The organism is Arthrobacter stackebrandtii (assembly GCF_017876675.1).
Classification (GTDB): domain Bacteria; phylum Actinomycetota; class Actinomycetes; order Actinomycetales; family Micrococcaceae; genus Specibacter; species Specibacter stackebrandtii.
Window position 1 is genome coordinate 575896 of record NZ_JAGIOI010000001.1, and the last position, 26368, is coordinate 602263.

Consider the following 26368-nt stretch of genomic DNA (forward strand, 5'->3'; position numbering starts at 1 on the left):
CCCTTCCAGCGCGGGGCCAGGCACCGTTGTGCTTCGACCCGGCCGGTGGAAGCTACCGGCGTGCCGACTCGAAAGTGTCCAGGGCCTCGGCAATGTCATCCCGGGACTTGATGTTCAATTTCTGGTAGATCTTGGCCGCATGGGTTTCGGCGGTGCGCTTGGAAATGACCAGTTTCTTGGTGATCTGGTTGTTGGTGTAGCCGAGCGCCAGGAGGCCGGCGAGCTGCTGTTCCCGCGGCGTGAGGATGTGGATCGGGGCAGCGGGCACCATGAGGCCGCGGCGGGCCAGCAGGCGGGCCGCATCGCCGCGGCTCGGCAGGCCGCCGGCCGCCACGTGTTCGCAGCTGGCCAGGAGCGGGGCTGCCACCGGGGCGTCGACGGCGGCCGCCAGGGTCCTGGCGCGTTCCAGCTGGGCCGGGGTGGGCCCGCCGGGCGCGCAGCAGGCCAGCAGGTGCAGCGCCCGCAGTTCCATGAGACCAAAGTCAAAGCTGCGGGCCAGTTCAACAAGTTCCAGTGCCTCGGCGGCCTCGCCGCCCGAGGGGGAATACATGGAGGCCAGGAGCAGCGAATAGCGGGAGGGCAGCTCCAGGAGCCTGCTCTCGCCCGTGGTCCGGTTGAGCAGTTGCCGGCGCACCTGGGCCGAGGCTGCGTGGTCGCCGTTGGCGGCATGGGCCAGGGACAGGGTGGCCAGCAGCAGCCCCTCCGATCCCGTGCCGGAGAAGTCATCCAGCTCGGCACAGGCCAAGGTCAGGTGCTCGGCCGCCGTGGGCCATTCCCCGTTCATGGATGCGAGCAGGCCTCGGCCAAAGGCCACCAGGGTCTTGCGCATCTGGACGTTGCCCGGGTTTCGTGCGACCGCGGCATTCATGAGGCCAAAGATGAAGGATGCTTCGCGGATGTTGCCGGTGAACATGTCAGACAGGCACCAGGCCGCCACAATCTCCCCCGCTGCGAGCGGATACTCCTTCATCGACCGCACGGCATGGGTCAGCTGCGCCCTGGCCAGTGCCCGGGACCGCTTGGATTCGCCCCGCTGGCCCAGTGTGATGAGGTTGGTCGATGCGAGCGGAAGAAAGTGGGGTGTGGAACGGGTGGCGAGGAGAGTTTCCTGCTGGACCGTGAACGACTCCGACATTTTCCCCGCGTAGCTCAGGTAGATGCCGCGGGAGGCGGCGAGCCGGTGCATGTCCGTCGGGGAAGGAACGGCGGAGCCGGAGACCAGGTTCTCAGCCCAGTCCAGAATCTCCAGGGAGTCCTGCCACAGGCCCTGCTGCAGCGCGTAGGCGTCGGCGAGCACAGTGGCCAGGTCGGCGGCGAGCCCGTTGCGTTGCGGCCCGTCAGGGAGGTTCTCCACTGTCGCCCGGGCGCGCGGGGCGTCGGCCGACACCGCCTGGGGGTTGTTGCTGAACCGGTGGGCCTCCATGCGGTTGATGAAGGCGCCGGCCCTCAGCAGGGCAGGTGTTTCTGGATGGTGCAGAAGCATCGTGGCGGTCCGGATGCGGAAGGCATGGTCAGACAGTGTGCGCCCGTACTCAAAGGCGTCGGCCAGGAGCGGCAGCGGGACGTCCTCGCCGGCATTCAAGCCCCAGCCCACCACGATGAGCAGCTCCGAGGTTTCGCCCCTCCAGGTGACCGGAGTGGACTCCTCCGGCCCCGGCGCGGCCGGCGCGTAGCGGGCCATGGCTGAAGCATAGAGTGCCTTGTAGCGGCGCCTGGACAGGGCCGGGGTCAGCAGCCCCTCCATGGCTTCACCAAAAATTGGGTGTGCCAGGGAAACAACCGTCCCACCGTGCCAGTCTGCGCCGGTGAGACTGATGAGCCCTGCTCCGGCGAGAGCCTCAACGGCTTCAAGCTCCACTTCCCCGCCAAGCAGGTGCAGCGGAACGGGCGCGCAAAGCGCCACAATTTCAAAGGCTGCCCGCTGCTGTGCCGAAAGCTGCTCAATCTCGACCCGCAGGATGTCCAGGAGTGAGGTCCCGCCGGGCAGCCCTCCCGTCCACACCCACAGGCCCTGCCGCGGCTCAAGCTGCTCGGACGCCTCCAGCAGGCGGAGCAGCTCGTGGAGGAACATGGCATTGCCGCCGGTCAGCCGGTGCAGGCGCTCGATGGTTTCGGCGGCGATGGGCCGTCCGGGCAGGAAGGCCTGCGCGAACTCCTCGGTCTCCTCGGCTGAGAGCCCGGGCACGTCGATGCGGCTGAGCAGTCCGTCGCGCCAGGCCCGCACCAGCGTGCGGGAGGGTCCGGGGACACTGCGGCAGGTGAGCACCACCCTCACGTCGGTTCGGGAAATAAGGTACTCCACAACCTCCTCACTCATCTGGTCCAGGAGCGGCACATCGTCGATGTGGATGACCAGGCGGCCGGGCTTTCCGCCGGCACGGCCGGGCCTTGCCGCGGCATGGCTGAGGCACTGCTGGATGATGAACTCGCCGATCCGGTCCGGCCGCCGGGCACCCGGCTGGCTGTCCTCGGACAGCACCGAGGCAAACACAGCCAAGGGAGTGCGCTGTGTTGCTTCCGTCGCGGTGAAATGGACGGGCAGGAGTCCGGCTTCGCGGCTGCCAAGAACCTCGATGGAATGCCCTGCCAGCGACGTCTTGCCCACCCCGCCCGCGCCCACGAGCAGAACGTTCGAGCCCTGCCGCCCAAGGCAGGACACCGTCTGGTCCACCAGCTGCGCGCGGCCCAAGAACTCGCGCTGGCGCATCGAGGTACGGCCCAAGCCCATTCCTGACATGTACGTTTGCTCCATCCGGGTTGCTGGCGTCCTTGGAGCAAAACCGGTGCAATTTTCCTGCAGCCCGCCCCAGCGGCAAGCGCATCGGGCCGGGGCCAGCCGGCCACGCTCTCCCTAATACATTCGACAATAGATTTTCATTGTAGGTCAGAAATCCGCACCGCTGCGACCGGGCCGGACTCGGAAGGCGGCGCGCCAGCCCTCGTCCGGTGCCGCCGTCGTGCGTGGGAAAAGGGGCCCGTCAGGCCTTGGTGCGGGCGCGGCGGTCTGCGGCGAGGATGGCGGCGACCGCGGCCGAGATCAGGTACACCTGGCTGAGCAGGAAGAACCAGACAAAGAGGCCCAGGATCACGGCGAACGGTGCCAGCAGCGGGTTGCTGGTGACACCGTTGAGCAGCATGGCGCTGAAGAAGCGCAGCACGGTGGCCCCGGCCCCGGAGATCAGGGCGGCGACCACCAGCACTCGGCGGGGCATGTGCACGCGTGCGGCGATGCTGAACATGATCACCGCGACTGCCACGTCCAGGACAAACATGAGCCCCAGCGAGGCCAGCTTGGTGGTGGCGCCGGAGAACAGCCCGTCCAGGCCCAGCAGCTGGCCCACCCCGTCCATGATCGCGGAGCTGAGCAGGCCCAGCACGCTGGTGAGGATCAGGGCCACTCCCAGCACCAGCAGGGTGAGCAGGTCGCGCACCTTGGACAGGACTGGGTTGGTGCGGTCGCGGGCCAGGCCCAGGATGGAGCGGATGCCCTCGCGCAGGCCGTTGATCCAGCCCATGGCCGTGACCAGCAATGCAGCCAGGGAGACCAGCAGCGTGGTCCCGAAACCGCGCGTTCCCAGGAGCTGCTCAGGCTTGACCAGGCCACCGTCGCCGGTGTCGATCAGGCCGGGGGTGCTGTCCGCGACGAGGTCGACCACGGCGTCGCGGAGCACCTCGTTGCCAGAGGCGAACAACCCCAAGATGGCAAAACCTGCCACGAGCATGGCGCCCACGGAGAAGAACATCAGGTACGCGTTGCCGGCCGCCAGCAGGGGGCCGCGGCGCCGGGAGTAAATTTGCCACACGCGCAGGGGGAACAGCTGTCCCGCCCACGCGTTGAGCCACGGAAACAGGGTCTTGAGCTGCTGCCACCGGCTGCCCTCGCGGCGTGCCGTGATGAAATCCCCGCGCTTGGTCCCGGTCCACGCGGCCAGGGACTTGCGGTCCAGGGGGCTCGGCGGCGGCGCCGGCGACGCCGCCATGGGCTTTTTGGCCGCCACGCCCGGGGCACTGAACCCCGGAAACTGCGCGGCCAGTGCCTTATCTTCCCGATCCCCCAAGTGCCAGCTCCTCCCGCAGCGCCCAGCCGCCGCCCAGATAGTCATACAGCCCGATGCTCGTGACTTCGAAGTCTGCCACAAAATCCGCCATTCCCGCCTTGGCCCGGGCCATGGCCGCTTCATCCAGGTCGTGGGCGATCGTCAGGTGCGGGTGGAAGTCAAACTCGAGCAGGTGCTCCAGCGGACCCTGGAGGAGTTCGCCGTGCAGCCGTGCACAGTCCTGGGCACCGCCGTCGACATTGAGGAAAACCACGGGCGAAACCGGCTCAAATGTGCCGGTCCCCCGCAGTGAAATCCGGAACGGCTCCGCCGCTGCCGCCACCTTGCGCACGTGCGCGGCCGCATCGGCCCAGTCGTCGGTGGCCCGCCCCGACACCAGCGTGATGTGGGGAGGCACGACGGCGGACGAGGGCCCTGCGTACTCGGCCCGGCTGTCGCTGAGCTGCTTCGCCAGGGCAGGGGGCAGGGAGATGATCACGCCAAGGCTGTCCGCATGCGGTGTGGGCGAGGCGCCGCTCTGGCCAATGCCGGGCACGGCTAGCCGACCGGTCCGAGGGGCGGCAGGAAGCCCACCTTGTTGTAGACGTCGGCGAGCGTCACGGAGGCGATCTCGCGCGCCTTGGCAGCACCGTGGGCCAGCAGGGAGTCCAGTTCCGCGGGATCGTCCAGCAGCTCCAGCGTTCGCTTTCGGATGGGCTCGAGGCGTTCCACCACCGCCTCCGCCACATCAACCTTCAGGTGCCCGTACATCTTGCCATCGTACTCAGCCACCAGTGTGTCCACCGGTTTCTCCGTCAGCGTGGACAGGATCTCCAGGAGGTTGGTGACGCCGGGCTTTTTGGCACGGTCGTGGGCGATCACGGTGTCGGCATCCGTGACGGCGGACTTGATGCGCTTGGCCGTGACCTTGGGCTCGTCGAGGATGTTGATCAGGCCGTTGGGGCCCGACGCGGACTTGGACATCTTCGCCGTCGGGTTTTGCAGGTCATAGATCCGGGCGCCCTCCTTCTGGATGAAGGCCTCCGGCACCACGAATGTCTCACCGAAGCGGTGGTTGAAGCGCTTGGCGAGGTCGCGGGCCAGCTCCACGTGCTGGCGCTGGTCGTCGCCCACGGGCACGCCCTGGGGGCGGTACAGCAGGATGTCCGCGGCCATGAGCACGGGGTAGGTGAACAGGCCCACGCTCGCCACGTCCGCGCCGCCCTTGGCCGACTTGTCCTTGAACTGGGTCATCCGCGAGGCCTCGCCAAAACCGGTGATGCAGTTCAGCACCCAGGCCAGCTGGGCATGCTCGGGCACGTGGGACTGCACAAACAGCGTGGACTTTTCAATGTCGATGCCGCCGGCAATGTACTGTGCTGCCGTCTTGCGCGTGCGTTCGCGCAGCTCGGCGGGGTCCTGCTCCACGGTGATGGCGTGCATGTCCGGGATGAAGAACAGCGTCTGGTAGTCGTCCTGCGTCTTGACCCAGTTGACCAGGGCACCGAGGTAGTTGCCCAGGTGCAGGGAGTCGCCGGAGGGCTGCATGCCCGAGAGGACGCGGGGGCGCAATGTGGTCTCACTCATGATGGTTCAAAAGTCCTTTAGAACTTGTAGTCGACAACTAGCGGGGCGTGGTCTGAGAAGCGCTCCTCGTAGGAGGCGGCCCGGTCCACCACACAGGACTCCGCCCTGGCCAGCAGCCCGGGCGTGGCGGCGTGGTAGTCGATCCGCCAGCCGGTGTCGTTGGTGAAGGCCTGGCCGCGGTTGGACCACCAGGTGTACGGCCCGTCGACCTCGCCGGCAAGCTCCCGCGCCACGTCCTTGAAGCCGATTTCCTCGCCGAAGAAGCGGTCAAAGTACGCGCGCTCCTCGGGCAGGAAGCCGGAGCGCTTGACGTTGCCCTTCCAGTTCTTGATGTCCAGGGTCTTGTGCCCCACGTTGAGGTCGCCCACCACCAGGGCATGGTCGCTGGCGGCGGCAAGCTGCGGCAGGCGCCCGATCATGGTGTCCAGGAAGCGGAATTTGTCGTCCTGCTTCGGCGTGCCGACCTCGCCGGAATGCACGTAGGCGCTGACAACCGTCAGGGTCTGCGCCGTGCCGTCCGAGCCGGTCAGCGCATAGTCCGCCTCAACCCAGCGTCCGGTGGTGGCAAAGTAGTCGTCGCCGATCCCGATGCGCGTGGCCACCGGTTCCAGCCGGTCCTTGCGGGTGGCGATCAGCACCCCGGCACGCCCCTTGGCCTCGGCCTCGGCGTGCAGCAGGTGCCATTCCTCGCCGAGGAAGCCCTCCACGATCGCATCGGGTGCGCGCACCTCTTGCAGGCACAGGATGTCAACATCGCGCTCCGCCAGCCACGGGCCCATGCCGTTCTTGTAGGCGGCACGAATGCCGTTGACGTTGACGCTTGCGATCCTCAATCGACCGTTTTCAATACCGTTGCTCACGTGTTCAACCTTACCCGCAGGATGTGTATGTTTTTGATGCCCGACGCCGCAGCCCCGGACAGCGTGCCCCGTCCGCCCGCGCAGGGCGGAAGCTGGGGGACGCTAGTCGATGATGGTGCCGCTGACGGGCTCGTCGCCGTCGTCCGCGGAAGCCGTCTTGGTTTCGGCAGCCCCGGCTGCCGTGCCGGCCTGGGCGCCCGAGGCGTTTTCGGCCTGGCGCTCGGCGTTTTTCCTGGCCATGGCGGCATCCATCTTGGCTTCCTGGGCTTCCCAGTTGGGGTTGATCATGCCGCGGCCGTTGGTGGCCGTGATGTCGATCGTGTCCAGGGCGCGGGCCACCATGTCGGCATCCTTGCCCAGGTATTCGTTGACCACGCCCACCTGGACGCTGATGATCTTGAACGAGTGGTCCAGCTTCATCTCGCGCGCCTTCTCTGCCGTGCGCGAACCGGAATCCTGCGAGACCAGGCGCGTGCCGCCGTCGGCCGGGGCATTGGCGCTGTTCTGCTGCGCCATCTGTGCCTGGGCCAGCGCCACCTGCCGGGCCCCGAAGGCTGCGGCCTTGTGCACGCCGATGTAGACGAACGTGGACAGCACCAGCCAGCCGAACGCAATGGCGGCGATGATCCAGCCAAGCACGGTGCTGTTGTTGGCCGCGAACACCAGGGCCACGAGGAAAACTGCGGCAAGGACGATGGTGCCGACGCCGGCAAACTTGCCGGGCTTGGTCATTTTGCCGGTATCAGGAGAAGTCATGCCCCCATTCTCTCAAATCGCGCGGCGGTCCGCGCCCGGCTTCCACCCGTGGCGAACGTGGCCGCGGCCACGCACCTCACGTGAACGGGTTCCATGCCGCCACGGGCGCAAGTTCGATCAATCCGGCCCGCAGCAGCAGGAATCCCACAATCCCCACGATCCAGAGGATCGTTTCCCCGGCAAACTTCCCCAACTTGTTGGATGCGCGTTGGAGCAGCGGATCCAGCCTGTGGCCCAGTGTTGTCCGCAGGGCCAGCAACAGCAGGGCCGGCGCCAGCATGACCAGGCAATAGGCGGCCAGGACGAACACTCCGGCCGGCAGTGCCAGCGTCGAGTTGGAAAGAAGCCCAATCGCCACCAGGTACGGCAGCATGGTGGGCAGCTCGAGCAGTCCTGCGATGAGGGCCAGGCCGATGATGCCGCCGGGGCTGCGCAACGCCTTGGACAGCCGGGACTTCCACTTGGCTTCCACCTTAGATTCCAGCATGGCGCTTTCTGGCCCGGAGGTGCCGCCGGCGCTTGCCGCCATGGCGGCCTTCTTGTGCGCCTTCTTCGCCGGATCGGGCTGAAGCGAGTACGCCAGCATGCCGCCCCCGCCGAGCACCATGGCCCACTGCACCGCCGGCAGCTTGGTCAACGCTTGCCAGCCCGCGCCGTTGGTGATCCACTCGGCCCCGCTGAGCACGGCAATGCCAACCGCGAAGTAGAAAGCAGCCAGGACACCCAGGAACAGCAGGATTCGCGGCAGGATGCGGCGTGCGTCCGGGCGCAGCATGAGCCACAGCGGGATCAGCAGGGTTCCGATGCTGGTGCTGTCGATGAGTGCCAAAACTGCCAGCTGAACATAAATCGCGATCGTCATGGTTTCAGCCTCCCAACCCGGGCCCCGCAGGGAATCGGCCATTGGGCCCACCCCGTGTCATACCTTCGTCCCACAGGCCAGCGATTCGTTTGCCCATGCTCGCGCCGCAACGGAAGATGGGGGCATGGATGAATCCACCCCGCCCGCCGGCACCGGGCACGCAGGCACAGCCCCTCCCCCGGCCGCCACGCCGCCGCTGCGCCGCCTGGGTGCAGCCTTCATGGGCATGGCTGTGCGGCGCCTGGGGAACACCAAGGTTGAGGACGTGGCCCTGGCCGTTGGCTATTTCCTGTTGTTCTGGCTGCTCGACGCCGTCAACTTCGCAGCATTCGGCAACCTCAAGGTGGAGGCCCTGGCATCGGCCTGGCCGGCCATTGCCCTGCTTGGCTGCGTCGGCGTCGTGTTCCGCCGCACCGCACCCGCGGCCATGGCGTGGATGTGCGGGCTGGCGGCCGTCGGGCTGCTCCTGGCCGGGCACGCCGGGTGCTTCGTCCTCATGTTTGAGTTCTTCTTTTCGCTGGTGTTGTTCGGCTCGCCCAGGGCCGCCGCGCTGGCCTCCCGCGCAGCCTGGGTGGTGACAGCCGTGCTGGTTGTTGCCGCCTTTGCCTCCTTCAGGGATGCCGGCCTCACAGTGGTTGCCGGGCTGCTGGGCGTCATCACCTTCCTGACCCCCGTCGAATGGGCCGGCAACCTGCGCAAGGCCATCCTGCTTGCCGAGAGTGAATCCGCCCGCGCCGACGCCGTCCACGAAGCTGCCGCGCAGCGCCTCCTCGCCGAGCGCAACGCCCACGACCTCTCCCTGGAACAAGAACGCCAGCACATGGCCCGCGAGCTCCACGACGTCATCTCCGCCCGGCTCTCCGCCATCGCGCTGCAGTCCGGCGCGGCCCTCCACGCGGCGAAGGCTGCCCCGGCCGGTTCACCCGGGACCGCGCTGCTGCGCCAGATCCGGCAAGAGAGCGTTGCCGGGCTCGAAGAGCTGAACGCCATGATCCGCCTCCTGCATTCGGGTGCGGCATCGGAGGCCCCGGGCCGCATTGCGGAGCTGGAGCCGCTCGTGGGGCGGCACCGGAGCGCCGGTCTGGAGCTCAGTTTTTCCAATGGGATGCCCGACGGCGGCCGCCACCTGCCGCTGCCCGTCCAGACCACGGTGTACCGGGTCGCCGCCGAGTCCCTGGCGAACGCGGCCAGGCACGCACCCGGCCAGCCGGTGGCCGTCTCCCTTGCTGCGGTCAGGAAGGATGAGGCGGGGACACCGCAGCAGCAGCCGGCCACGCCGGCACAATCCCAGGACAGGACGCCGTCCCCGCCGCCTGCCATGGAACTCGTCTTGACTGTTTCCAGCGAGCTTCCCGCCCACCAGCCCGCGGCATCCCCGGGAACAGGCACCGGCATTCCCAGCATGCAGTTCCGCGCCGCCCACGCCGGCGGCACCCTCACTGCCGGCCCCGAAAGCGGGCAGTGGAAGGTGCTCCTGCGGCTGCCGCTTCCCGGCCCCGCACCACAAGCACCCGCAGGCACCGTGAACACCAACGAAGGACTCCACGCATGAACACGCCCGACACCCGAATTGAGGCGCCGGAACCCCCACCGGCACCGATCACCGTGCTGATTGCCGACGACCACGCCGCCATCCGGCTCGGCATGCGCATGGTGGTGGACACCGCACCGGACATGGAGGTGGTGGGCGAGGCAGGTGACGGGGCAACCGCCGTCGGCATGGCGCGGACGTTGCGGCCCGACGTCGTTCTGATGGACTTGCGCATGCCGGTCCTTGACGGGGTGGGCGCCACGGAGGCGATCCGCGCCGAGGGCCTGGCCAGGGTGCTGGTGCTGACCACCTTCGACCATGACTCGTACCTGTATGGCGCGCTGCGGGCCGGTGCCGACGGCTTCCTGCTCAAGAGCGCCGAACCGGAGGCGATCACCCAGGCGCTGCGGCGCGTCCACCGGGGCGAGCAGGTCATTGCGCCGGAGGTCACGGCGCGGATCGTGGCCGCTGCGCTGGCCGGCGGGGGCGGTCCGGCCCCGGACGTCAGCGAACCGGCGGGGCTGGCGCAGCTCACGGAACGCGAGCGCGAAGTTTTCGACTGCCTCGGCGACGGCCTCACGAACTATTCGATCGGCCGCCGCCTGGGCATTTCCGAGGCCACCGTGAAGACCCATGTCTCCCGGGTGCTGGGCAAACTCGGCCTCCAGTCACGGGTTCAGGCGGCCCTGTACCGCCACGGCTGAGGGCTATTTCTGCCCGGACCTGAGCACCTCCAGGCGCTGGCGGTATTCGGTCTCATCGATCTCGCCGCGGGCGTAGCGCTCACGCAGCACCGATTCTGCGCCCTGTTCCTGGTGCCAGGCATGGTTTCGGCGCCAGCGGCGGGGCCCCAGGAAGATGAACAGCCCGATCACCACGATCCAGAACAACGGGAACAGCAGGAACCAGGGGCCCGGCCACCCGTAGCCCCAGCCGTGCATCACGGCGGGGGCTGCGAGCGCGGCCTGGGATGTGAGTGTTGCAAGCATGGTGTGCCTCCAGGGGTTGTTGTCCGCCGTCATTCGGCGATGCTTCAACTCTTCCCCCGCACCTGCTCGACGGCGTCTGCCGCAGGGAGGCACTTTGGCCCGCCGCACTACTCCCGGCGGAGACGCCCCGGCGGCGGGGCGGCGCATGCGGCTACACGGCAGTTCCCCTGCCGGGCCTGACCAGCCCGGATTCATAGGCGGCCACCACCAGCTGAACCCTGTCCCGGGCGCCGAGCTTGGCCATGATCCGCGAAACATGCGTCTTGGCCGTCAGCGGCGTGATGAACAGGCGCGCGACGATCTCGGCATAGTTCAGCCCTTCCCCCACAAGGGCCAGCACTTCGCGCCCCCGCCCCGTGATTGCCTCCAGCGGCGGGCCCGCACCTGGTGCCGGTGCCAGCTCCGCCATGGCGGCCATGAGCCGCCGGGCCACCGACGGCGACAACAGCGCGTCGCCGTCCATGACGACCCGCACGGCGCGCAGCAGCTCCTCCGGCTCGGTGTCCTTGACGAGGAATCCGGCCGCCCCCACCCGGACCGCCTGCACTATGTATTCGTCGAGTTCAAACGTGGTCAGGATGATGATGTGGGTCCCGGCCAGGTTGGGATCGGCCAGGATGCTGCGTGCGGCGTCCAGTCCATCGCCGTCGGGCATGCGAATGTCCATGAGGATGACATCCGGGCGGAGCCGGGCCGCCAGGCGGACGGTTTCACGCCCCGTGCCGGACTCCCCCACCACTTCCATGCCTGGCTCGGCGGAGAGCAGCGCACGGAAGCCGGCCCGGATGAGCGTCTGGTCGTCGGCTATGAGGATCCGGATCATCGCGCCACGTCCGACGGCGGTTCGGCCTCTTCTGCGCCGCCGGTGCCATGCAGCGGCACCACAACGGTGACGAGGGTTCCGGGGTGCCCGTCGGTGATGTCCACCGTTCCGCCGACTGCCGCCAGCCGCTCCCTCATGCCACGGCGCCCGTTCCCCTCGGGCGCACCCCGGACGCCACGGCCGTCGTCCCGGATGCTCACCCTGAGTTGTTGCCCTGCACCGGCAGCCTGTCCCGGGCCGGGGACTGCCGGGCGGGGTTCCCCCGGGACAGCCTGCAACTCCAGCCGCACCGCAACGCGTGAGGCCCCTGCATGCCTGACCACGTTCACCACCGCTTCCTGCACCACCTTGTACACCACAGCCTCCCCCGCGGGACCGAGCCTGTCGCGCACAAGTCCCGGACCGCCGTCGAACGTCAATTCCGCAGCCAGCCCGGCACCCCGGGCATCCTCCAGCAGCCGGGACAGCCCGTCCAGCGTCAGCCCGGGCTGCAGCGGCGCGTCGCGGCGCAGCACGCCGAGGAGTTCGCGCACCTGCTCCAGGGCGTCCTTGCTGCCGGACTTGATGGCCTCGAGTGCGGGCTTGAGCTGTGCGGGATCGCGTTCGGCCAGGTGCAGTGCCACGGAGGCGCGGACGTTGATCATGGACAGGGAATGGGCCACGACGTCGTGGATGTCTCGGGCCAGGGCGAGCCGGTACTCGTCCTCCGCCCGTTTCTTGGCCTCCTGCGCCTTGGCACGGCGTTCCGCAGCCCGCTCCCGGCGCAGGCGCAGCCCCTCGCCGAAGAACACGAGGATCACGAGCCAGCCGGAGACCGCCGCGGCACGGACGAAATCCGCTCCGCCGCCGTGCACGGCCGCCCAGATGAACAGTGCGGCCACCAGGGCCCCGGCCACGGACCAGGCATAGGCACGGCGCCGGGCAGCCGTGGTGAGAATGATCGCGAGCCCCATCGAAAGCGGCACCGGCCCCCAGGGGTAGCCGAGGGCAAGGTACCCGGCCGTGACCGCCAGCACCCCGCCCAGCATGGCCTCCGGTGCCCGGCGGTGCAGCAGGAGCAGGGCTGGACCGGCCAACAGCAGCACAACGCCGAACCAGTCCAGCGGGCGCGCCAAGGGCTGGCGCGAGGCTGCAAAGTGGGTGCCCACCAGCTGCATGGCGGCAGCGGCCAGTGCCAGCACCATTATTGGCCGGTCGCGGCGCACAGCATCCATTGCTTGAGCGTAGCCCCGCCCGGCCCGGGGCACATCACCCCCGGCGCTGACGGGACGTACTCCGCCGGGAGTACGCCCGGCGGTGCCGCGGATCCTTGCCGCGCGGGCGGATCCGGCGCATCATGAACTTAGGCCCAGAGGAAGGCGGAGACCGTGTCCAGGTTCCAGAGCTCGTGCAGCATCGCCCCGCCGGACCTGTTGGCGTGGCTGGCGGTGGAGGGCAACCCCAAGCAGCGGGAGGCCGCCGTCAGGGCGCTGGCCACTTCCGCGGCCTTCCGTTCCCAGCGCGCCGTGGTGGGCCACCTCAGCCGCCGGCTCGACATCAACACCGGGGCCCTGATGGGTCCGGAACTCGCCTCGGGCAAGCGCCTGAGCGTCTACGACAACCAGAAACAGGGGCGGCCGTTCCTGCCCGGGGTCCTGGTCCGGGACTGGGGGCAGCCTCCTGTCAAGGATGAGGCCGTCAACCAGGCCTACGACGGCAGCAACGCCACCTACGAGTTCTACCGGGACGTGTTCCGGCGCGACTCCCTCGACGGCAAGGGCCTGGCGCTGGTGTCCTCGGTCCACTACGGGGTGGCCTTTGACAACGCGTTCTGGGACGGCAGCCAGATGGTCTATGGCGACGGCAGCGGCCGGATCTTCCAGGTAGGCGGGCTGACAAAGTCCGTGGACGTGATCGGCCACGAGCTCACCCACGGCGTCACCGAGTTCACCGCAGGGCTCGCCTACAGCAAGCAGTCCGGGGCATTGAACGAATCCTTTTCCGACGTGTTCGGCATCCTCGTCAAGCAGTACAGCCGGCACCAGACGGCGGCCGACTCGGACTGGCTGATTGGCGAAGGCACCCTGGTTCCGTCGCTGGGCAAGGCGCTGCGGTCCATGATCAACCCGGGCACGGCCAACAGCGGCGACCGGCAGCCGGGAACCATGGCCGGCTATGTGGACCTGCCGGACAACAACGACCCCCGCAACGACAACGGCGGCGTGCACATCAACTCAGGCATCCCCAACCATGCGTTCGCACTGGCCGCCACCGCCCTGGGCGGCAATGCCTGGGAGACGGCAGGCCACATCTGGTACACCGTGCTGACCACGCAGCTGGCTGCGAATGCGCAGTTTATCGATGCCGCCAACGCCACGGTGTCGACGGCCGGCAAACTGTATGACTCCACGGTCCAGGACGCCGTGCACAATGCCTGGCAGCAAGTGGGCGTGCTCCCATGAGGGTGGTGATCATCCGCGGCGGCGGCATTGCCGGGCTCACCGCCCGAACCGAGCTGGATTCAGGTGCGCTTCCGAAGTCCGCCGCCAAGACCCTCGCCTGCGAGCTCGCCCGTGCCGACCTGGATTCCGTGCCCGAGCCCGCAGGCACCCGCCGCCGGCCCGATGCCCAGCTCTACGAAATCTCCGTTGTCAGCCGCGAACGCTCCATCACGGCCCACTTCACGGATGAAAGCCTGACGGAGAACGTCCGGCTGTTCATGGCCTGGGTTGATTCCCGCCCGGAACGCGTGGAATCGGTCGAATAGCGGCCGCCGCGTGCTGCATGATTCGTTGGGACACCGTTTGCGGGTGAAACCGCCTTGAAGCCGCCGGCAGCCACCACGCCTGCGCACGGTTTTTCTTCAACCACGCGCAGCTCTTGGAGTTGCGCATGGTTACGGATTAACCGTGCGCGGGCGTGGTGGACGGTGGAGTCCGAAAGCCCCACGGGCGCCGGCACCAAACCTGGGCAAAGCAAAAGGCGGGCGACGCGCGGAACTCAGGTTCCGGCGTCGTCCGCCTTCTGCATGGGAGTGGGAGGAACTGGGCCCTCCCCACGCCCGGGGTGAACGCTAGGCGCGCTAGGCGCGCTCGGCGGCCTCAACCACGTTGGCCAGCAGCATGGCCCGGGTCATGGGACCCACGCCGCCCGGGTTCGGGGAAATCCAGCTGGCAACTTCTGCCGCCGCGGGTTCCACGTCCCCGGTGACCACGGCCTTGCCGTTGCCGTCGTCCACGCGGCTCACGCCAACGTCCAGGACAACCGCGCCGGGCTTGAGGTCGGCGGCCTTGATCATGTGCGGCACGCCGGCTGCGGCAACCACCACGTCGGCGTCGCGCAGTTCGGCGGCGAGATCCTTCGTGCCGGTGTGCGCCAGGACCACCGTGGCATTGATGTCGCGGCGGGTCAGCAGCAGGCCCATGGGCCGGCCGATCGTGACGCCGCGGCCAACAACCAGGACCCGCTTGCCGTCCAGCGTGATGCCGTGGCGTTCCAGCAGCACAATGCAGCCCTTGGGCGTGCAGGGCAGCGGGGAAACCATGGGGCGGTTCACGTTGGCGACCAGGCGCCCCAAGTTCATGGGGTGCAGGCCGTCGGCGTCCTTGGCCGGGTCCATGGCTTCAAGCACCACGTCCTGGTCAATGTGCTTCGGCAGGGGAAGCTGCACGATGTAGCCGGTGCATTCCGGGTCCTCATTGAGCTGGCGGACGGCGGCCAGGACTTCATCCTGGGTGGCAGTCTCGGGCAGGTCGATGCGGATGGACTTGATGCCGACTTCGGCACAGTCCTTGTGCTTTCCGCCCACGTACCACTGCGAGCCCGGATCCGAGCCGACGAGAATGGTGCCCAGGCCCGGGGTGACCCCGCGGGCGGCGAGGGCCGCGACGCGTTCGGTCAGCTCGGATTTGATGGCAGCGGCTGTGGCCTTGCCGTCAAGGATTTGCGCGGTCATGCTTTTTACCATTCTTCCTGGCCGGGGTACAGCGGGAAGTCTGCGGTCAGTGCCTTGACACGGGCGCCCAGGGCGGCAATGTCGGCACCGCCCTTCAGTGCTGCTGCGATGATCTCGCCAACCTCGGTGAACTCCTTGGCGCCGAAGCCGCGGGTGGCCAATGCCGGGGTGCCGATGCGCAGGCCGGAGGTGACCATCGGGGGGCGGGGGTCGAACGGGACGGCGTTGCGGTTGACGGTGATGCCGACGCTGTGCAGGAGGTCCTCGGCCTGCTGGCCGTCCAGGACGGAGTTGCGCAGGTCAACGAGCACCAGGTGCACGTCGGTGCCGCCGGTCAGCACGGACACGCCGGCTGCTGCAACGTCGGGTGCATTCAGGCGCTCGGCAATGATCTTGGCACCTTCCAGGACGCGCTGCTGGCGCTCCTTGAATTCCTCGCCTGCGGCAATCTTGAACGCCACTGCCTTGCCTGCAATGACGTGCATGAGCGGGCCGCCCTGCTGTCCCGGGAACACGGCGGAGTTGAGCTTCTTGGCCCACTCCTGCTTGGCCAGGATCACGCCGGAGCGCGGGCCGGAGAGGGTCTTGTGCACGGTGGAGGTGACGACGTCGGAGTACGGCACCGGGTTCGGGTGCAGGCCTGCTGCGACGAGTCCGGCGAAGTGGGCCATGTCGGTCCAGAGCAGTGCGCCAACTTCGTCGGCGATGGAGCGGAATGCTGCGAAGTCCAGCTGGCGCGGGTAGGCGGACCAGCCGGCGATGAGGACCTGGGGCTTCTCGGCAATGGCCTGCTCGCGCAGCTTGTCCATGTCGATGCGGAAGTTGTCTTCCTCAACCTGGTAGGCGGCGACGTCGTACAGCTTGCCGGAGAAGTTCAGCTTCATGCCGTGGGTCAGGTGGCCGCCGTGGGCCAGGGACAGGCCCATGATCTTGTCGCCGGGCTTGATCATTGCGGCGAGGGCCGCAGCGTTTGCCTGGGCGCCGGAGTGCGGCTGGACGTTGGCGTACTCGGCGCCGAAGAGGGACTTCACGCGCTCGATGGCCAGGTTCTCGGCCACATCAACGGCCTCGCAGCCGCCGTAGTAGCGGCGGCCCGGGTAGCCCTCGGCGTACTTGTTGGTCAGGACGGAGCCCTGGGCCTGGAGCACTGCGCGGGGGGCGAAGTTTTCGGAGGCGATCATTTCCAGCGTGTCGCGCTGGCGGGCAAGCTCGTCCTTCAGGACGGCTGCAATTTCCGGGTCAAGCTCGGAAAGCGGGGCGTTGGTGACGGACTGTGTGGGGGAAAAAGACACTGCTGACTCCTGGGTGGACTGCACGAAAAAACTCTTCTAGGAAAGATTATCGCCAAACACGTAAGTGTTGGCTTTTCGTGACCTTTGCGTCCCAGGCGTACGATCGCTTTGGTCTTTGTTCGTGCTGCTCCCCGGTGGTGTCCCACCTCATCGCCAGTCGCAACCCCTCCATAGTAATACAGTGGCGCAATTGGACGGTAACGTTGATGGGGTGACTGACATGATTTCGCCCACGGATTCCTCCCCGGCCGCCACGCACGGCTACGTTCTGACGCTCTCCTGCGCCGATACGCCCGGCATTGTGCATGCCGTCTCCGGCTCACTGCTGGAGGCAGGTTGCAACATCACCGACTCCCAGCAGTACGGCAACCCGGACACCGGCACCTTCTTCATGCGGGTTGCCGTTGACACCACGACGTCGTTCAGCCGGCTCCGCGAGCACCTTGAGTCGGTTGCCGCGCAGTTTGGGCTCAAGTGGACGCTGCACCGGGCCGGGGCACCGATCCGCACCCTGATCATGGCCTCCAAGGCCGCACATTGCCTCAACGACCTCCTCTTCCTGCAGCGCTCCGGCACCCTGCCGGTGGAGATCCCGGCCATCGTCTCCAACCACCGGGACCTGGAGCCGCTCGCCGAGTTCTACGGCATCCCCTTCCACTACATCCCCGTCACCGCCGGCACCAAGGCCGACGCCGAGGCGGCGCTGCTCGAGCTGGTCGAGGAGCTCGACGTCGAACTTGTTGTCCTGGCCCGCTACATGCAGGTTCTCTCCGACGACCTCTGCAACCACCTGGCCGGGCGCGCCATCAACATCCACCACTCGTTCCTCCCCTCGTTCAAGGGCGCCAAGCCGTACCACCAGGCGCATGCCCGCGGCGTGAAGATCATCGGCGCCACGGCGCACTACGTCACGGCGGCGCTGGACGAGGGTCCCATCATCGAGCAGGAAGTCATCCGCGTGGACCACGGGCATTCCGTGGAGCAGTTTGTCTCCATGGGCCGCGCGGTCGAGGCCCGCACCCTGGCCCAGGCGGTGCAGTGGCACGCCGAGCACCGGGTCCTGCTGGACGGGCACCGCACGGTCGTCTTCGACTGACGGCCTCCCGCCCTCCCTGTCGACTGTGACGCAGTTATTGCACTGGAAAGCGCTTGCTGTCGCTGATTTGATGCAACTGCTGCGTCACAGATCTAATGAGGGTCAATCGGGGCGGCGGAAAGCACCTCGTAGTCGGGCTGTGAGAGCGCAGCGACCTTCGAATGGCGGCGGCCGTAGGCAAAGTAGGCAACCTGTCCCACAACCATCCAAAGCAGGAAGACCAGCCAGGTCAGGCCTCCCAGGTTGATCATCAGGTACACGCACATCAACGCGCCGAGGATTGGCGTCACCGGGTAGAACGCCACCCGGTAGCTGCGCTTGAGTTCGGGGCGGTTTCGGCGCAGGTAGACAACGGAGACGTTGACCAGGGCGAAGGCAAACAAGGTTCCGATGCTGGTTGCATCCGCCAGGGCGCCCAGCGGCACGAGTCCGGCCGTCAGGGCGACGGCGATGCCAACGATCAGCGTGCCGGCAACGGGTGTGCCGCGCTTGGCCGAGATCCGGCCAAACACCTTTGGCACCAGACCGTCGCGCGACATGGAGACCAGGATCCGGGTCTGGCCGTACAGCACGGCCAGCACAACGCTGGTGATGGCCAGCACCGCGCCGATGGCGAACACTGCTCCAATCCACGGCTTGCCGGTGATCTCCAGCAGGATCTGGACCAGGGCCGCCTCGGTGCCGTCAAACCACGTCCAGTCGCGGGCGCCGATGGCGGCAACGGCCACCAGGACGTAGACCGAGGTGACAATCACCATGGACAGCATGATGGCCCGGGGCAGGTCGCGCTGCGGGTTGCGGGCTTCTTCGCCGGCCGTGGAGGCGGCGTCAAAACCGATGTAGGAGAAGAACACCCGTGATGCCGCGGCCGATACACCGGCGGTGCCCATGGGCAGCAGCGGGTCGAAGTTGCCGGCGTTGAACGCGGTGAAGGCCACGGCACAGAAGAACAACAGGATCACAATCTTGATGAGCACAATGGCGGTGTTGACCCAGGCGCTTTCACGGGCCCCGCGCATGAGGAGCACCATGCACAGCAGCACGATGACCATGGCGGGCAGGTTCATGACACCGCCGGAACCGGGCGGTTGGGACACAAAGTCGGGCAGCACCCATCCCAGGCCCGCCACGGATTCGTTGATGTACTGGCCGGCGCCCACCGCAACGGCAGCCACGGAGACGGCGTATTCCAGCACCAGGCACCAGCCGCAGATCCATGCCATGCCTTCGCCCAAAGTCGCATAGGTATAGGAGTAGCTGGAACCGGACACCGGCACCATGCCGGCCATTTCCGCATAGGAGATTGCTGAGAGCAGCGCCGCAACACCGGCGATCAGGAAAGAAATGAAGATGGCGGGGCCGGCCATCGGCACGGAGTCCCCCAGGATCACAAAGATGCCGGTGCCCAGGGTTGCGCCAACGCTGATCATGGTCAGCTGCAGGACGCCGAAGCTCCTGACCAGCTTGCGCCCCTCGGTGCCGCTGCCCGCCTCCTGGACCATCTGTGCAATCGGCTTGCGCCGCAGCAGCTGGCGGCCCAGCCCCAGTGAAGGACCGGAGCGGCCGGCAGACTTCGCGGCGCGCGGCTCATCCAATGCTGACATCCAACGTGTTTCCGATCTGTGGTCCCGGACGGCAGGTGCGTCTGCCGTCCCTCGCGTTTCCAGTCCGCCGCCCAGCCTGGGCGGCGCCGCGGGCGGTCATGCCGCCAGGCCCGCCGGGCGATGTGGGCCCGCAGTCCGGAAGCGTTTCGCGGGCGTGAGGCGACATGCAAGTTTATCGTGTCACGACCGGCGCCCATGGGCTGCAGGGGTGGAATGCACAGTGGACTGTGTCACTGCGGGCAAGGCATGGTCCGGTCAGGGGTGGACCAGCTCGATCCCGGCCAGGGCGATGACCGCCACGAGCAGCGTGGAGGCCGCAGCGAGTATGAATGGCCGCGCACCCACCTTCACCAGGCTGCGGACCTTCACGCCGCATCCCAGGGCGAACATGGCGGCCGCAAGCAGTGCCGTCTGCACCAGGGCTCCCGCATGGACCGCGGCATCCGGCAGGTCCACCGCGGAGCGCAGCAGCACCATGGCCAGGAAGCCCACGATGAAAAGCGGCACAATGGGCGGCCGCTTTTCACCGGGCTTGGCCGTTCCCGCGCGGCGCTGCCGCAGGCTGAGGACGGCCATGACGGGAGCCAGCATCAGGACCCGTGCCAGTTTCACCACCACGGCAACGCCCAGCGCCCCTCCCCCGATGATCCCGCCGGCAGCCACCACCTGGGCAATCTCGTGAATGGAGCCGCCGGCCCACATCCCGTTCAGTTCCGGGCCCATGCCCAGCAGCCCGCCCAGCAGCGGAACCAGCGGAATCATGAGCGTGCCAAAGATGACCACCAGCGCCACGGCCGTGACCACGTCCTCCTCCTCGGCCTCGATGCCGCCCTCGGCCCCCGCGACGGCGGCCGCGCCGCAAATGGAGAAGCCGCAGGCAATGAGCAGCACCTGCGAGCGCCGCAGCTTCAGCAGCCCACCCATCAGGACCGTGCCGAAGATGCCCCCGGCCACAATGCACACAATAACCACCAGCATGGGTGCCCCCAGTGCGGCAATGTCGGAGAGGACCAGCTGCAGGCCCAGGAACACAATGCCCCAGCGCAGCAGCCTCTTGGCCGCGACGGCGATTCCCGGCGCCACGGCCTCGGGCAGCCGCACCGTGTTGGCGACAACCACCCCCAGCACAATGGCAACGATGAGCGGGCTGAGCGCCGGCAGCAGTGCATTGACGGACAGGGCTGCGGCGACGGCGGCTGCGCAAAGGAGCAGCCCCGGCGCATTCCGCTTCAGTTCGACCCTGACAGATTGGAAGGGGGCGCCGAAACGCGCGGCGGCGCAGGTGCGCAAGGCGCTGGCGCGGCGGGGCGCGGTGGCGGGTGCCGCCGTCGTGCCTGGAAATTGCCTGGTTGGAGTAGCCATGCCCCCATGCTTCCAGCGTCGCGTACCCGCCGGTAGACGGGAGTTTCGCATCGGGTTATATGCTTTCCATATGACTGAGAACTGGCCCAACCTGCAGGTCCTGGAACTGTTCGTGGCCGTTGTGGACACGGGCAGCGTGGCGGCCGGGGCGCGGAAGGTGGGCATGGCCCAGCCCAATGCGAGCCGGGCCGTGGCCGATCTGGAGGCCGCGCTCAGGACCACGCTGCTGGAGCGCAGCCCGCGGGGTTCGGCACCCACGGAGTCCGGGCTGTCGCTTGCCGTCCAGGCGCGGGAGCTGCTGGAATCGGCCGCCCGGTTCAACGACTGGTTTCGCTCCAGCCACACGGCCGAAACCCGGGAACTGCGGGTGGGGGCCAGCATGACCATTGCTGAAACCCTCCTCCCGGCCTGGCTGGCGGAAGTCCGACGGCGCCTGCCCCACCTGCGCATTGAGGTGCGCGTGCTGAATTCCGCACAGGTGCTCCACCAGGTGCAGCAGGGCGAGCTGCAGCTGGGCTTTGTGGAGACACCGAATGTGCCAGTGCGACTCAACGCAATGGTGGTCCGGGAAGACAAGCTGCTGGTGGTGGTCCCGCCGGGCCACGATTGGTCTGGGCGCACGGGCAGGATTTCCCTGCAGGAATTGGCCAACACACCCCTGGTGGTCAGGGAACCCGGGTCCGGAACACGCGAGGCCCTGGCGGAACTGCTGGCAGGGCACTCCCCCGTGGAACCGGCGCAGGTGCTGGGCAGCAACGCGGCGGTGCGGGTGTCGGTGGCCTCGGGCGCCGGGCCCGCGGCCCTCAGCGAGCTGGCCCTGCACGAGCAGCTCGCCAGCGGCGACCTGCTGAGCGTCCCCTTCGAGGGCCAGGGCATCAGCCGTCCGCTCACGGCCGTGTGGTCGGGCCCGCAGCGGCTGGCCGGGCCGGCGGCGGAACTGGTGGCCGTTGCCAGGGCCGGCGTCTGAGACGTTCGCGGCGGCTTGAGCGGCGGGCACCGGCAGGCCGCACGGCGCCCGGGCCGCGCATGCCGCGCCAACCCGAAATCGTGCCGCAACTGCCGCTAGGCTTGCACCATGCAGACTCATGTACTTGGAAAAACCAACCGCACCGTGTCCGCCGTCGGACTGGGAACCTGGCAGCTGGGCGCCGACTGGGGCGATGTCAGCGAGGCCGACGCCCTGGCAGTGTTGGCCGCCTCCGCCGATGCCGGCGTCACGTTTTTTGACACCGCGGACGTCTACGGCGACGGGCGCAGCGAGGCGCTGATCGGGCAGTTCCTGCGCAGCCGCGGCGAGGGCCACGGCATCACCGTCGCCACCAAGATGGGCCGCCGCATGGAACAGCTGCCGGAAAACTACGTCATGGAGAACTTCCGCGCCTGGACCGACCGCTCCCGCAAGAACCTGGGCGTGGACACCCTGGACCTGGTCCAGCTGCACTGCCCGCCCAGCGCCGTCGTCACCTCCGACGAGGTGTACGACGCCCTGGACACGCTGGTCGCCGAGGGTGCCATCGCCGCCTACGGACTCAGCGTGGAGACGTGCCAGCAGGCCCTCGACGCCATCGCCCGTCCCAACGTGGCCACCATCCAGATCATCCTCAACGCCTTCCGCCTCAAGCCGCTCGACGCGGTGCTGCCGGCGGCGCGGGAGGCCGGGGTGGGCATCATCGCCCGCGTCCCGCTCGCCAGCGGCCTGCTCACCGGCAAGTACACCGCCGAAACGACCTTCGCCGAAAACGACCACCGCAACTTCAACCGGGACGGCAGCCACTTCGATGTGGGCGAAACCTTTTCCGGCGTTGACTTCGCCGTGGGGCTTGAAGCTGCGGACAGGTTCTCGGCACTGGCCGACGGCGTGGACGGCACCACCACGCAGGCCGCCCTCGCCTGGGTGGCCCAGCTGGACGGCGTCTCCTCCGTCATCCCCGGGGCCCGCTCCACCGGCCAGGCAGAGGCGAACGCAGCCGCCGGGTCCATGGCACCTCTCGGCGCGGACTTCACCGACGGCGTCCGCGGCATCTACGACGACTTGCTGCGCGCCGGCATCCACCCCCGCTGGTAGCAGCATCCACCCTCCACCAGAAAAGGACCCGCAATGAAGCAACTGATCACCTTTGACGGCAGCACCCCCACCGTCCACGCCACCGCCTTTCTCGCCCACAGCGCCGTCATCATCGGCCAGGCCGCCATCGGCGCACACTCCAGCGCGTTCTACGGAGTGGTGGTGCGCGGGGACACCAACTCCATCTCGGTGGGCGAGGGCAGCAATCTCCAGGACAACGTGGTGCTGCATGCTGACCCCGGCTTCCCCACCCGCGTCGGCAACGGCGTCAGTGTGGGGCACGGCGCCGTCGTCCACGGCTGCATCGTGGAGGACGACTGCCTGATCGGCATGGGTGCCACCATCATGAACGGTGCGGTGATCGGCGCCGGATCCCTGGTGGCCGGCGGCGCGGTGGTCCTTGAAGGCGCGCTCATCCCGCCCGGCTCCCTCGTGGCCGGCGTCCCTGCCAAGGTGCGAAGGACCCTCACCGCCGAGGAACTCGAGCATGTCCGCGAAAACGCCCGCAACTACGTCACACTGGCTGGCAAGCACAAGGCGCTGCAAGGCCAGCCGGAGTAGCCGTTCCCCGGTGCGTCCGGGCGCACAAGGCCCCCTCCGCCGTCGTTCCTGATGTACGACGGCGAAGGGGGCCTTTTGCCTGCCCGGCACCTTTGGCGGGCCGGCTTGGGAGCGACCGTTGCAACAAAATCAACAAATTACGGACAATATTGTGGGCTTTTGCGTCCGGCAGAGGCATCCGCAGCACCCAGAATGCCCTATTTGGTGAGGTTTTTACCCATTTTTGTGTTTTGCGTTAAGTGAAATTCAACTGGAGTTATGCTTTTTGTGTTCATATCTTGACTACAAGTGCCTTTGTGATGCACGCTACTACCCATGAACAATTCACCCGGTCTGCCAGCCGCCGCCAGCCCAAAACCAGGGTCGCAGTCCGCACTGAGGCAGCGCAATGAGCAGCTGATCGTGGCATCGCTGCGTGAAAATGGTGCCCTGACCCAGGCCGATCTGGCCCGCGTCACCGGCCTGTCCACCGCCACGATTTCCAACATCGTCAAGGCGATGTGCGCCAGCGGGCTCGCAACCACGGAGCCCACCACCAGCTCGGGTCGGCGCGCGCTGGCGGTGTCGCTGCTGGAGACGCCGGATGTGGCAGCAGGCATCGACTTTGGCCGCAGCCATGTGCGGATCATCCTGGCAAGCCCCGGATTCGCGGTGAAGGCGGAGAAATTTGTCCAGCTTCCCGTGGGTCACTTGGCGAGGGAGAGCATCGCAACGGCCGCGGCCATGCTGGAGAGCCTGCTCGCGGAGTCGGGCATCGCCCGCAGCCAGGTCACGGGTGCGGGGGTAGGTGTCCCCGGGCCCATCGACCACCGCACCGGCACGGTGATCCGCGGCGCCATCCTGCCGGAATGGGTGGGCGTGGACATTGTCTCGCAGCTTGAACAGGCACTGCGGATGCCGGTCTTTGCCGACAACGACGCCAACCTGGGCGCCCTGGCGCAGGTCACCTGGGGCGAACACCGCACCGTGCGGGACCTCATGTTCCTGAAGATTGGCAGCGGCATAGGTGCCGGACTAATCCTCAACGGGTCCCCGTATTACGGGCACACGGGCATCACCGGCGAGATCGGGCACGCCCCCATTTTTGACCAGGGCCTCGTCTGCCGCTGCGGAAATCGGGGCTGCCTGGAGACCGTCGCCTCAACCGCCGTCATGATCGAACTGCTCAGCCGCGGCGAACCCGCACCCCTGAGCGTTTCCGACGTCATCGACCGCGCCATGTCGGGCGACGCCGCCACATTGAGGGTCATCGACGACGCCGGCATGGCCGTGGGCAAGGCGGTTGCCAACGTTGCCAACATGATCAATCCAGAGATCATCGTGGTGGGAGGCCCGCTGGCCCCGCTGGGCGAAACACTGCTCGCCCCCATCCGCCGGGGACTGGTCCGCCATGCAGTGCCTGCCGTCGGCGAGGGCACGGTGGTTGCCATGTCGTCGCTGGGCGACCGCGCCGAGGCCCTGGGCGCCATTTCACTGGCGCTGAGCCACAGCCGCCACTGGCCCCGATAGCCTTCAAATCCCCGGCCCCGCGCGCCGGCAGGTCCGCCGCCGGCACACCGTTACCAATCCGTTGTGTTAAATAGTTGACGGCAAAGAGTGATGCAGGTAACTTTTGGAGAGCGGGCATTTCAAATGCACGCTCGGATCATCATTTTCGAACAATTTTTCACGGAGGAACAATATGCGACGTCGTCTATCGTTGCTTGCCGGTGTTGCAGCGCTGGGTCTGACCCTGGCTGGCTGTGGCGGAGGCGGCGACAGCACTGCCAGTGACACCACCAACCCGAAGGATGCAACCGGCAAGGTCGGCGTCTTCACGTGGTGGGCGGACGGTTCCGAAAAGGCCGGCCTGGACGCCCTCGTTGGCGTTTTCAACAAGGACTACCCGAACCTCACGTTCGACAACCTCGCCGTGGCCGGCGGTGCCGGTTCCCAGGCCAAGAGCGTCCTGGCCGCACAGCTGAAGGCAGGCAACCCGCCGGATTCCTTCCAGGCCCACGCCGGTGCCGAGCTCCAGGACTACATCGATGCAGACCAGATCGAGGACCTGAGCGGCTTCTACAAGGACAACGACCTCACCTCGCAGTTCCCCAAGGACCTGATCGACCGCCTCACCGTTGACGGCAAGATCTACTCGGTCCCCTCCAACATCCACCGCGCCAACGTGGTGTGGGCCAATGTTGAGGTGCTGAAGAAGGCCGGGCTGGACCCGACCAAGCCCGCCACGGACCTTGACGGCTGGTTCGCCGACATGGACAAGATCAAGGCCTCCGGCACGATCCCGCTGTCCGTTGCCGGCTCCTGGACCCAGGTGCAGCTGTTCGAGAACATCCTGCTCTCCAGCCTTGGCTCCGACGGCTACAACGGCCTGTGGGACGGCAAGACCGACTGGAAGAGCGCCGAGGTCACCACGGCGATTGAGGCCTACAAGAAGGCCCTGTCCTACACCAACACCGACCGCGACTCGCTCAGCGACTGGGCCCCGGCAACGCAGCTGGTTCAGGATGGCGCCGCCGCCTACAACGTCATGGGCGACTGGGCCGAGGCCAAGTTCGAGCAGGACGGCGACAAGTCGGGCGTCGACTACACCTACTTCGCCACCCCCGGCACGCAGGGCGTCTTCGACTTCCTGGCCGACTCCTTCACCCTGCCCAAGGGCGCCCCGAACCCGGGCGGCGCCAAGGCATGGCTGACCACGATCGGCTCGGCCGAGGGCCAGACCGCTTTCAACAAGGTCAAGGGCTCCATCCCGGCCAACACCACGGCTGACACCTCGGACTTCTCCGAGTACCAGCAGAGCGCCATCAAGGACTTCGGCCAGGACAAGATTGTCTCCTCCCTGGCACACGGCGCAGCAGTGCCGGTTGCCTGGTTGAACGACCTCTCCACCGCTGTCAGCAAGTTCGGTGGCGACCAGGACGTTGCGGGCCTGCAGGACTCCGCAGCATCCATCGCGGCGAAGTACGCCAAGTAATAATTCTGCAAGGGTTGGGGCGGCCGTGACAATCA

The 26368-nt window shown here is 67.5% G+C and carries 24 protein-coding genes and 1 riboswitch; of the genes, 10 read left to right on the plus strand and 14 right to left on the minus strand.

The window, feature by feature from the left end:
* Positions 1-52 precede the first annotated feature (52 nt).
* The 7 genes from JOF48_RS02380 to JOF48_RS02410 all read right to left on the minus strand — a co-directional run bounded on the left by JOF48_RS02380 (position 53) and on the right by JOF48_RS02410 (position 8102).
* Entirely contained in the window at positions 53-2737 is a 2685-nt protein-coding gene (locus tag JOF48_RS02380; protein WP_209676949.1) for a LuxR C-terminal-related transcriptional regulator, read from the minus strand.
* Positions 2738-2978: 241 nt separating this feature from the next.
* The gene (locus JOF48_RS02385) at positions 2979-4058 is read right to left on the minus strand and encodes a YihY/virulence factor BrkB family protein (protein WP_209676951.1); all 1080 of its coding nucleotides are present in this window, start codon (positions 4056-4058) and stop codon (positions 2979-2981) included.
* Positions 4039-4536, minus strand: a complete 498-nt coding sequence (locus JOF48_RS02390; RefSeq protein ID WP_209676953.1) for a 2'-5' RNA ligase family protein — start codon at positions 4534-4536, stop codon at positions 4039-4041. Before JOF48_RS02390 ends, JOF48_RS02385 begins: the two co-directional genes overlap by 20 nt.
* Before the next feature lie 59 nt (positions 4537-4595).
* On the minus strand, positions 4596-5624 hold the full coding sequence (trpS, locus tag JOF48_RS02395; protein ID WP_209676955.1) for a tryptophan--tRNA ligase: 1029 nt from the start codon (positions 5622-5624) through the stop codon (positions 4596-4598).
* A gap of 17 nt (positions 5625-5641) precedes the next feature.
* A complete protein-coding gene (locus tag JOF48_RS02400) occupies positions 5642-6484 on the minus strand; it encodes an exodeoxyribonuclease III (RefSeq protein ID WP_342591135.1) in 843 nt (280 codons plus the stop codon).
* A gap of 102 nt (positions 6485-6586) precedes the next feature.
* Positions 6587-7240, minus strand: a complete 654-nt coding sequence (locus tag JOF48_RS02405) for a hypothetical protein (RefSeq protein WP_209676957.1) — start codon at positions 7238-7240, stop codon at positions 6587-6589.
* 76 nt (positions 7241-7316) lie between these two features.
* Complete coding sequence (locus tag JOF48_RS02410; RefSeq protein ID WP_209676959.1) at positions 7317-8102, minus strand: GAP family protein; 786 nt, start codon at positions 8100-8102, stop codon at positions 7317-7319.
* Between the two features lie 124 nt (positions 8103-8226).
* Here JOF48_RS02410 and JOF48_RS02415 point away from each other — a divergent pair, with 124 nt between their 5' ends.
* Both JOF48_RS02415 and JOF48_RS02420 read left to right on the plus strand, forming a co-directional pair.
* Positions 8227-9654, plus strand: coding sequence for a sensor histidine kinase (locus JOF48_RS02415; RefSeq protein ID WP_209676961.1), 1428 nt, complete (start codon positions 8227-8229; stop codon positions 9652-9654).
* On the plus strand, positions 9651-10337 hold the full coding sequence (locus JOF48_RS02420) for a response regulator (RefSeq protein ID WP_209676963.1): 687 nt from the start codon (positions 9651-9653) through the stop codon (positions 10335-10337). Before JOF48_RS02415 ends, JOF48_RS02420 begins: the two co-directional genes overlap by 4 nt.
* 3 nt (positions 10338-10340) lie before the next feature.
* On the opposite strand, the gene JOF48_RS02425 is transcribed toward JOF48_RS02420, so the two are convergent.
* The 3 genes from JOF48_RS02425 to JOF48_RS02435 form a co-directional block, all read right to left on the minus strand.
* Complete coding sequence (locus tag JOF48_RS02425) at positions 10341-10622, minus strand: SHOCT domain-containing protein (RefSeq protein ID WP_209676965.1); 282 nt, start codon at positions 10620-10622, stop codon at positions 10341-10343.
* A gap of 151 nt (positions 10623-10773) precedes the next feature.
* Positions 10774-11445, minus strand: a complete 672-nt coding sequence (locus JOF48_RS02430) for a response regulator (protein WP_209676967.1) — start codon at positions 11443-11445, stop codon at positions 10774-10776.
* Complete coding sequence (locus tag JOF48_RS02435; RefSeq protein ID WP_209676968.1) at positions 11442-12659, minus strand: sensor histidine kinase; 1218 nt, start codon at positions 12657-12659, stop codon at positions 11442-11444. Before JOF48_RS02435 ends, JOF48_RS02430 begins: the two co-directional genes overlap by 4 nt.
* Positions 12660-12812: 153 nt before the next feature.
* Between JOF48_RS02435 and JOF48_RS02440 the strand changes: the two genes are divergently transcribed.
* The gene (locus tag JOF48_RS02440; protein ID WP_209676971.1) at positions 12813-13886 is read left to right on the plus strand and encodes a M4 family metallopeptidase; all 1074 of its coding nucleotides are present in this window, start codon (positions 12813-12815) and stop codon (positions 13884-13886) included.
* Positions 13883-14191 carry a protealysin inhibitor emfourin gene (locus tag JOF48_RS02445; RefSeq protein ID WP_209676973.1) on the plus strand — a complete coding sequence of 103 codons (309 nt, stop codon included), beginning with the start codon at positions 13883-13885 and terminating at the stop codon, positions 14189-14191. The genes JOF48_RS02440 and JOF48_RS02445 overlap by 4 nt, the downstream gene beginning before the upstream one ends.
* A 315-nt stretch (positions 14192-14506) precedes the next feature.
* Here JOF48_RS02445 and JOF48_RS02450 read toward each other — a convergent pair whose 3' ends face one another.
* Both JOF48_RS02450 and glyA read right to left on the minus strand, forming a co-directional pair.
* On the minus strand, positions 14507-15379 hold the full coding sequence (locus tag JOF48_RS02450; protein ID WP_209676975.1) for a bifunctional methylenetetrahydrofolate dehydrogenase/methenyltetrahydrofolate cyclohydrolase: 873 nt from the start codon (positions 15377-15379) through the stop codon (positions 14507-14509).
* 5 nt (positions 15380-15384) lie between these two features.
* Positions 15385-16671, minus strand: a complete 1287-nt coding sequence (glyA, locus tag JOF48_RS02455) for a serine hydroxymethyltransferase (RefSeq protein WP_209676977.1) — start codon at positions 16669-16671, stop codon at positions 15385-15387.
* Between the two features lie 82 nt (positions 16672-16753).
* Positions 16754-16842, minus strand: a riboswitch (ZMP/ZTP riboswitch).
* 49 nt (positions 16843-16891) lie between these two features.
* On the opposite strand from glyA, the gene purU reads away from it, so the two are divergent.
* Entirely contained in the window at positions 16892-17767 is an 876-nt protein-coding gene (gene purU / locus JOF48_RS02460; RefSeq protein WP_209684048.1) for a formyltetrahydrofolate deformylase, read from the plus strand.
* Between the two features lie 92 nt (positions 17768-17859).
* Here the strand turns inward: purU and JOF48_RS02465 are convergent, their stop codons facing one another.
* A complete protein-coding gene (locus tag JOF48_RS02465; protein WP_209676979.1) occupies positions 17860-19371 on the minus strand; it encodes an amino acid permease in 1512 nt (503 codons plus the stop codon).
* 255 nt (positions 19372-19626) lie between these two features.
* Positions 19627-20733, minus strand: coding sequence for a YeiH family protein (locus JOF48_RS02470; protein WP_209676981.1), 1107 nt, complete (start codon positions 20731-20733; stop codon positions 19627-19629).
* Between the two features lie 70 nt (positions 20734-20803).
* Here JOF48_RS02470 and JOF48_RS02475 point away from each other — a divergent pair, with 70 nt between their 5' ends.
* The 5 genes from JOF48_RS02475 (at position 20804) to JOF48_RS02495 (ending at position 26333) form a co-directional block, all read left to right on the plus strand.
* Positions 20804-21700, plus strand: a complete 897-nt coding sequence (locus tag JOF48_RS02475; protein WP_209676983.1) for a LysR family transcriptional regulator — start codon at positions 20804-20806, stop codon at positions 21698-21700.
* A 108-nt stretch (positions 21701-21808) separates the two neighbouring features.
* Positions 21809-22798: an aldo/keto reductase gene (locus tag JOF48_RS02480; RefSeq protein WP_209676985.1), complete on the plus strand. Its 990-nt coding sequence runs from the start codon at positions 21809-21811 to the stop codon at positions 22796-22798.
* Positions 22799-22831: 33 nt separating this feature from the next.
* Positions 22832-23359: a gamma carbonic anhydrase family protein gene (locus JOF48_RS02485; protein WP_209676987.1), complete on the plus strand. Its 528-nt coding sequence runs from the start codon at positions 22832-22834 to the stop codon at positions 23357-23359.
* Positions 23360-23674: 315 nt separating this feature from the next.
* Entirely contained in the window at positions 23675-24868 is a 1194-nt protein-coding gene (locus JOF48_RS02490; protein ID WP_209676989.1) for an ROK family transcriptional regulator, read from the plus strand.
* 172 nt (positions 24869-25040) lie between these two features.
* Positions 25041-26333, plus strand: a complete 1293-nt coding sequence (locus tag JOF48_RS02495; protein ID WP_209676992.1) for an ABC transporter substrate-binding protein — start codon at positions 25041-25043, stop codon at positions 26331-26333.
* Positions 26334-26368: the final 35 nt, after the last annotated feature.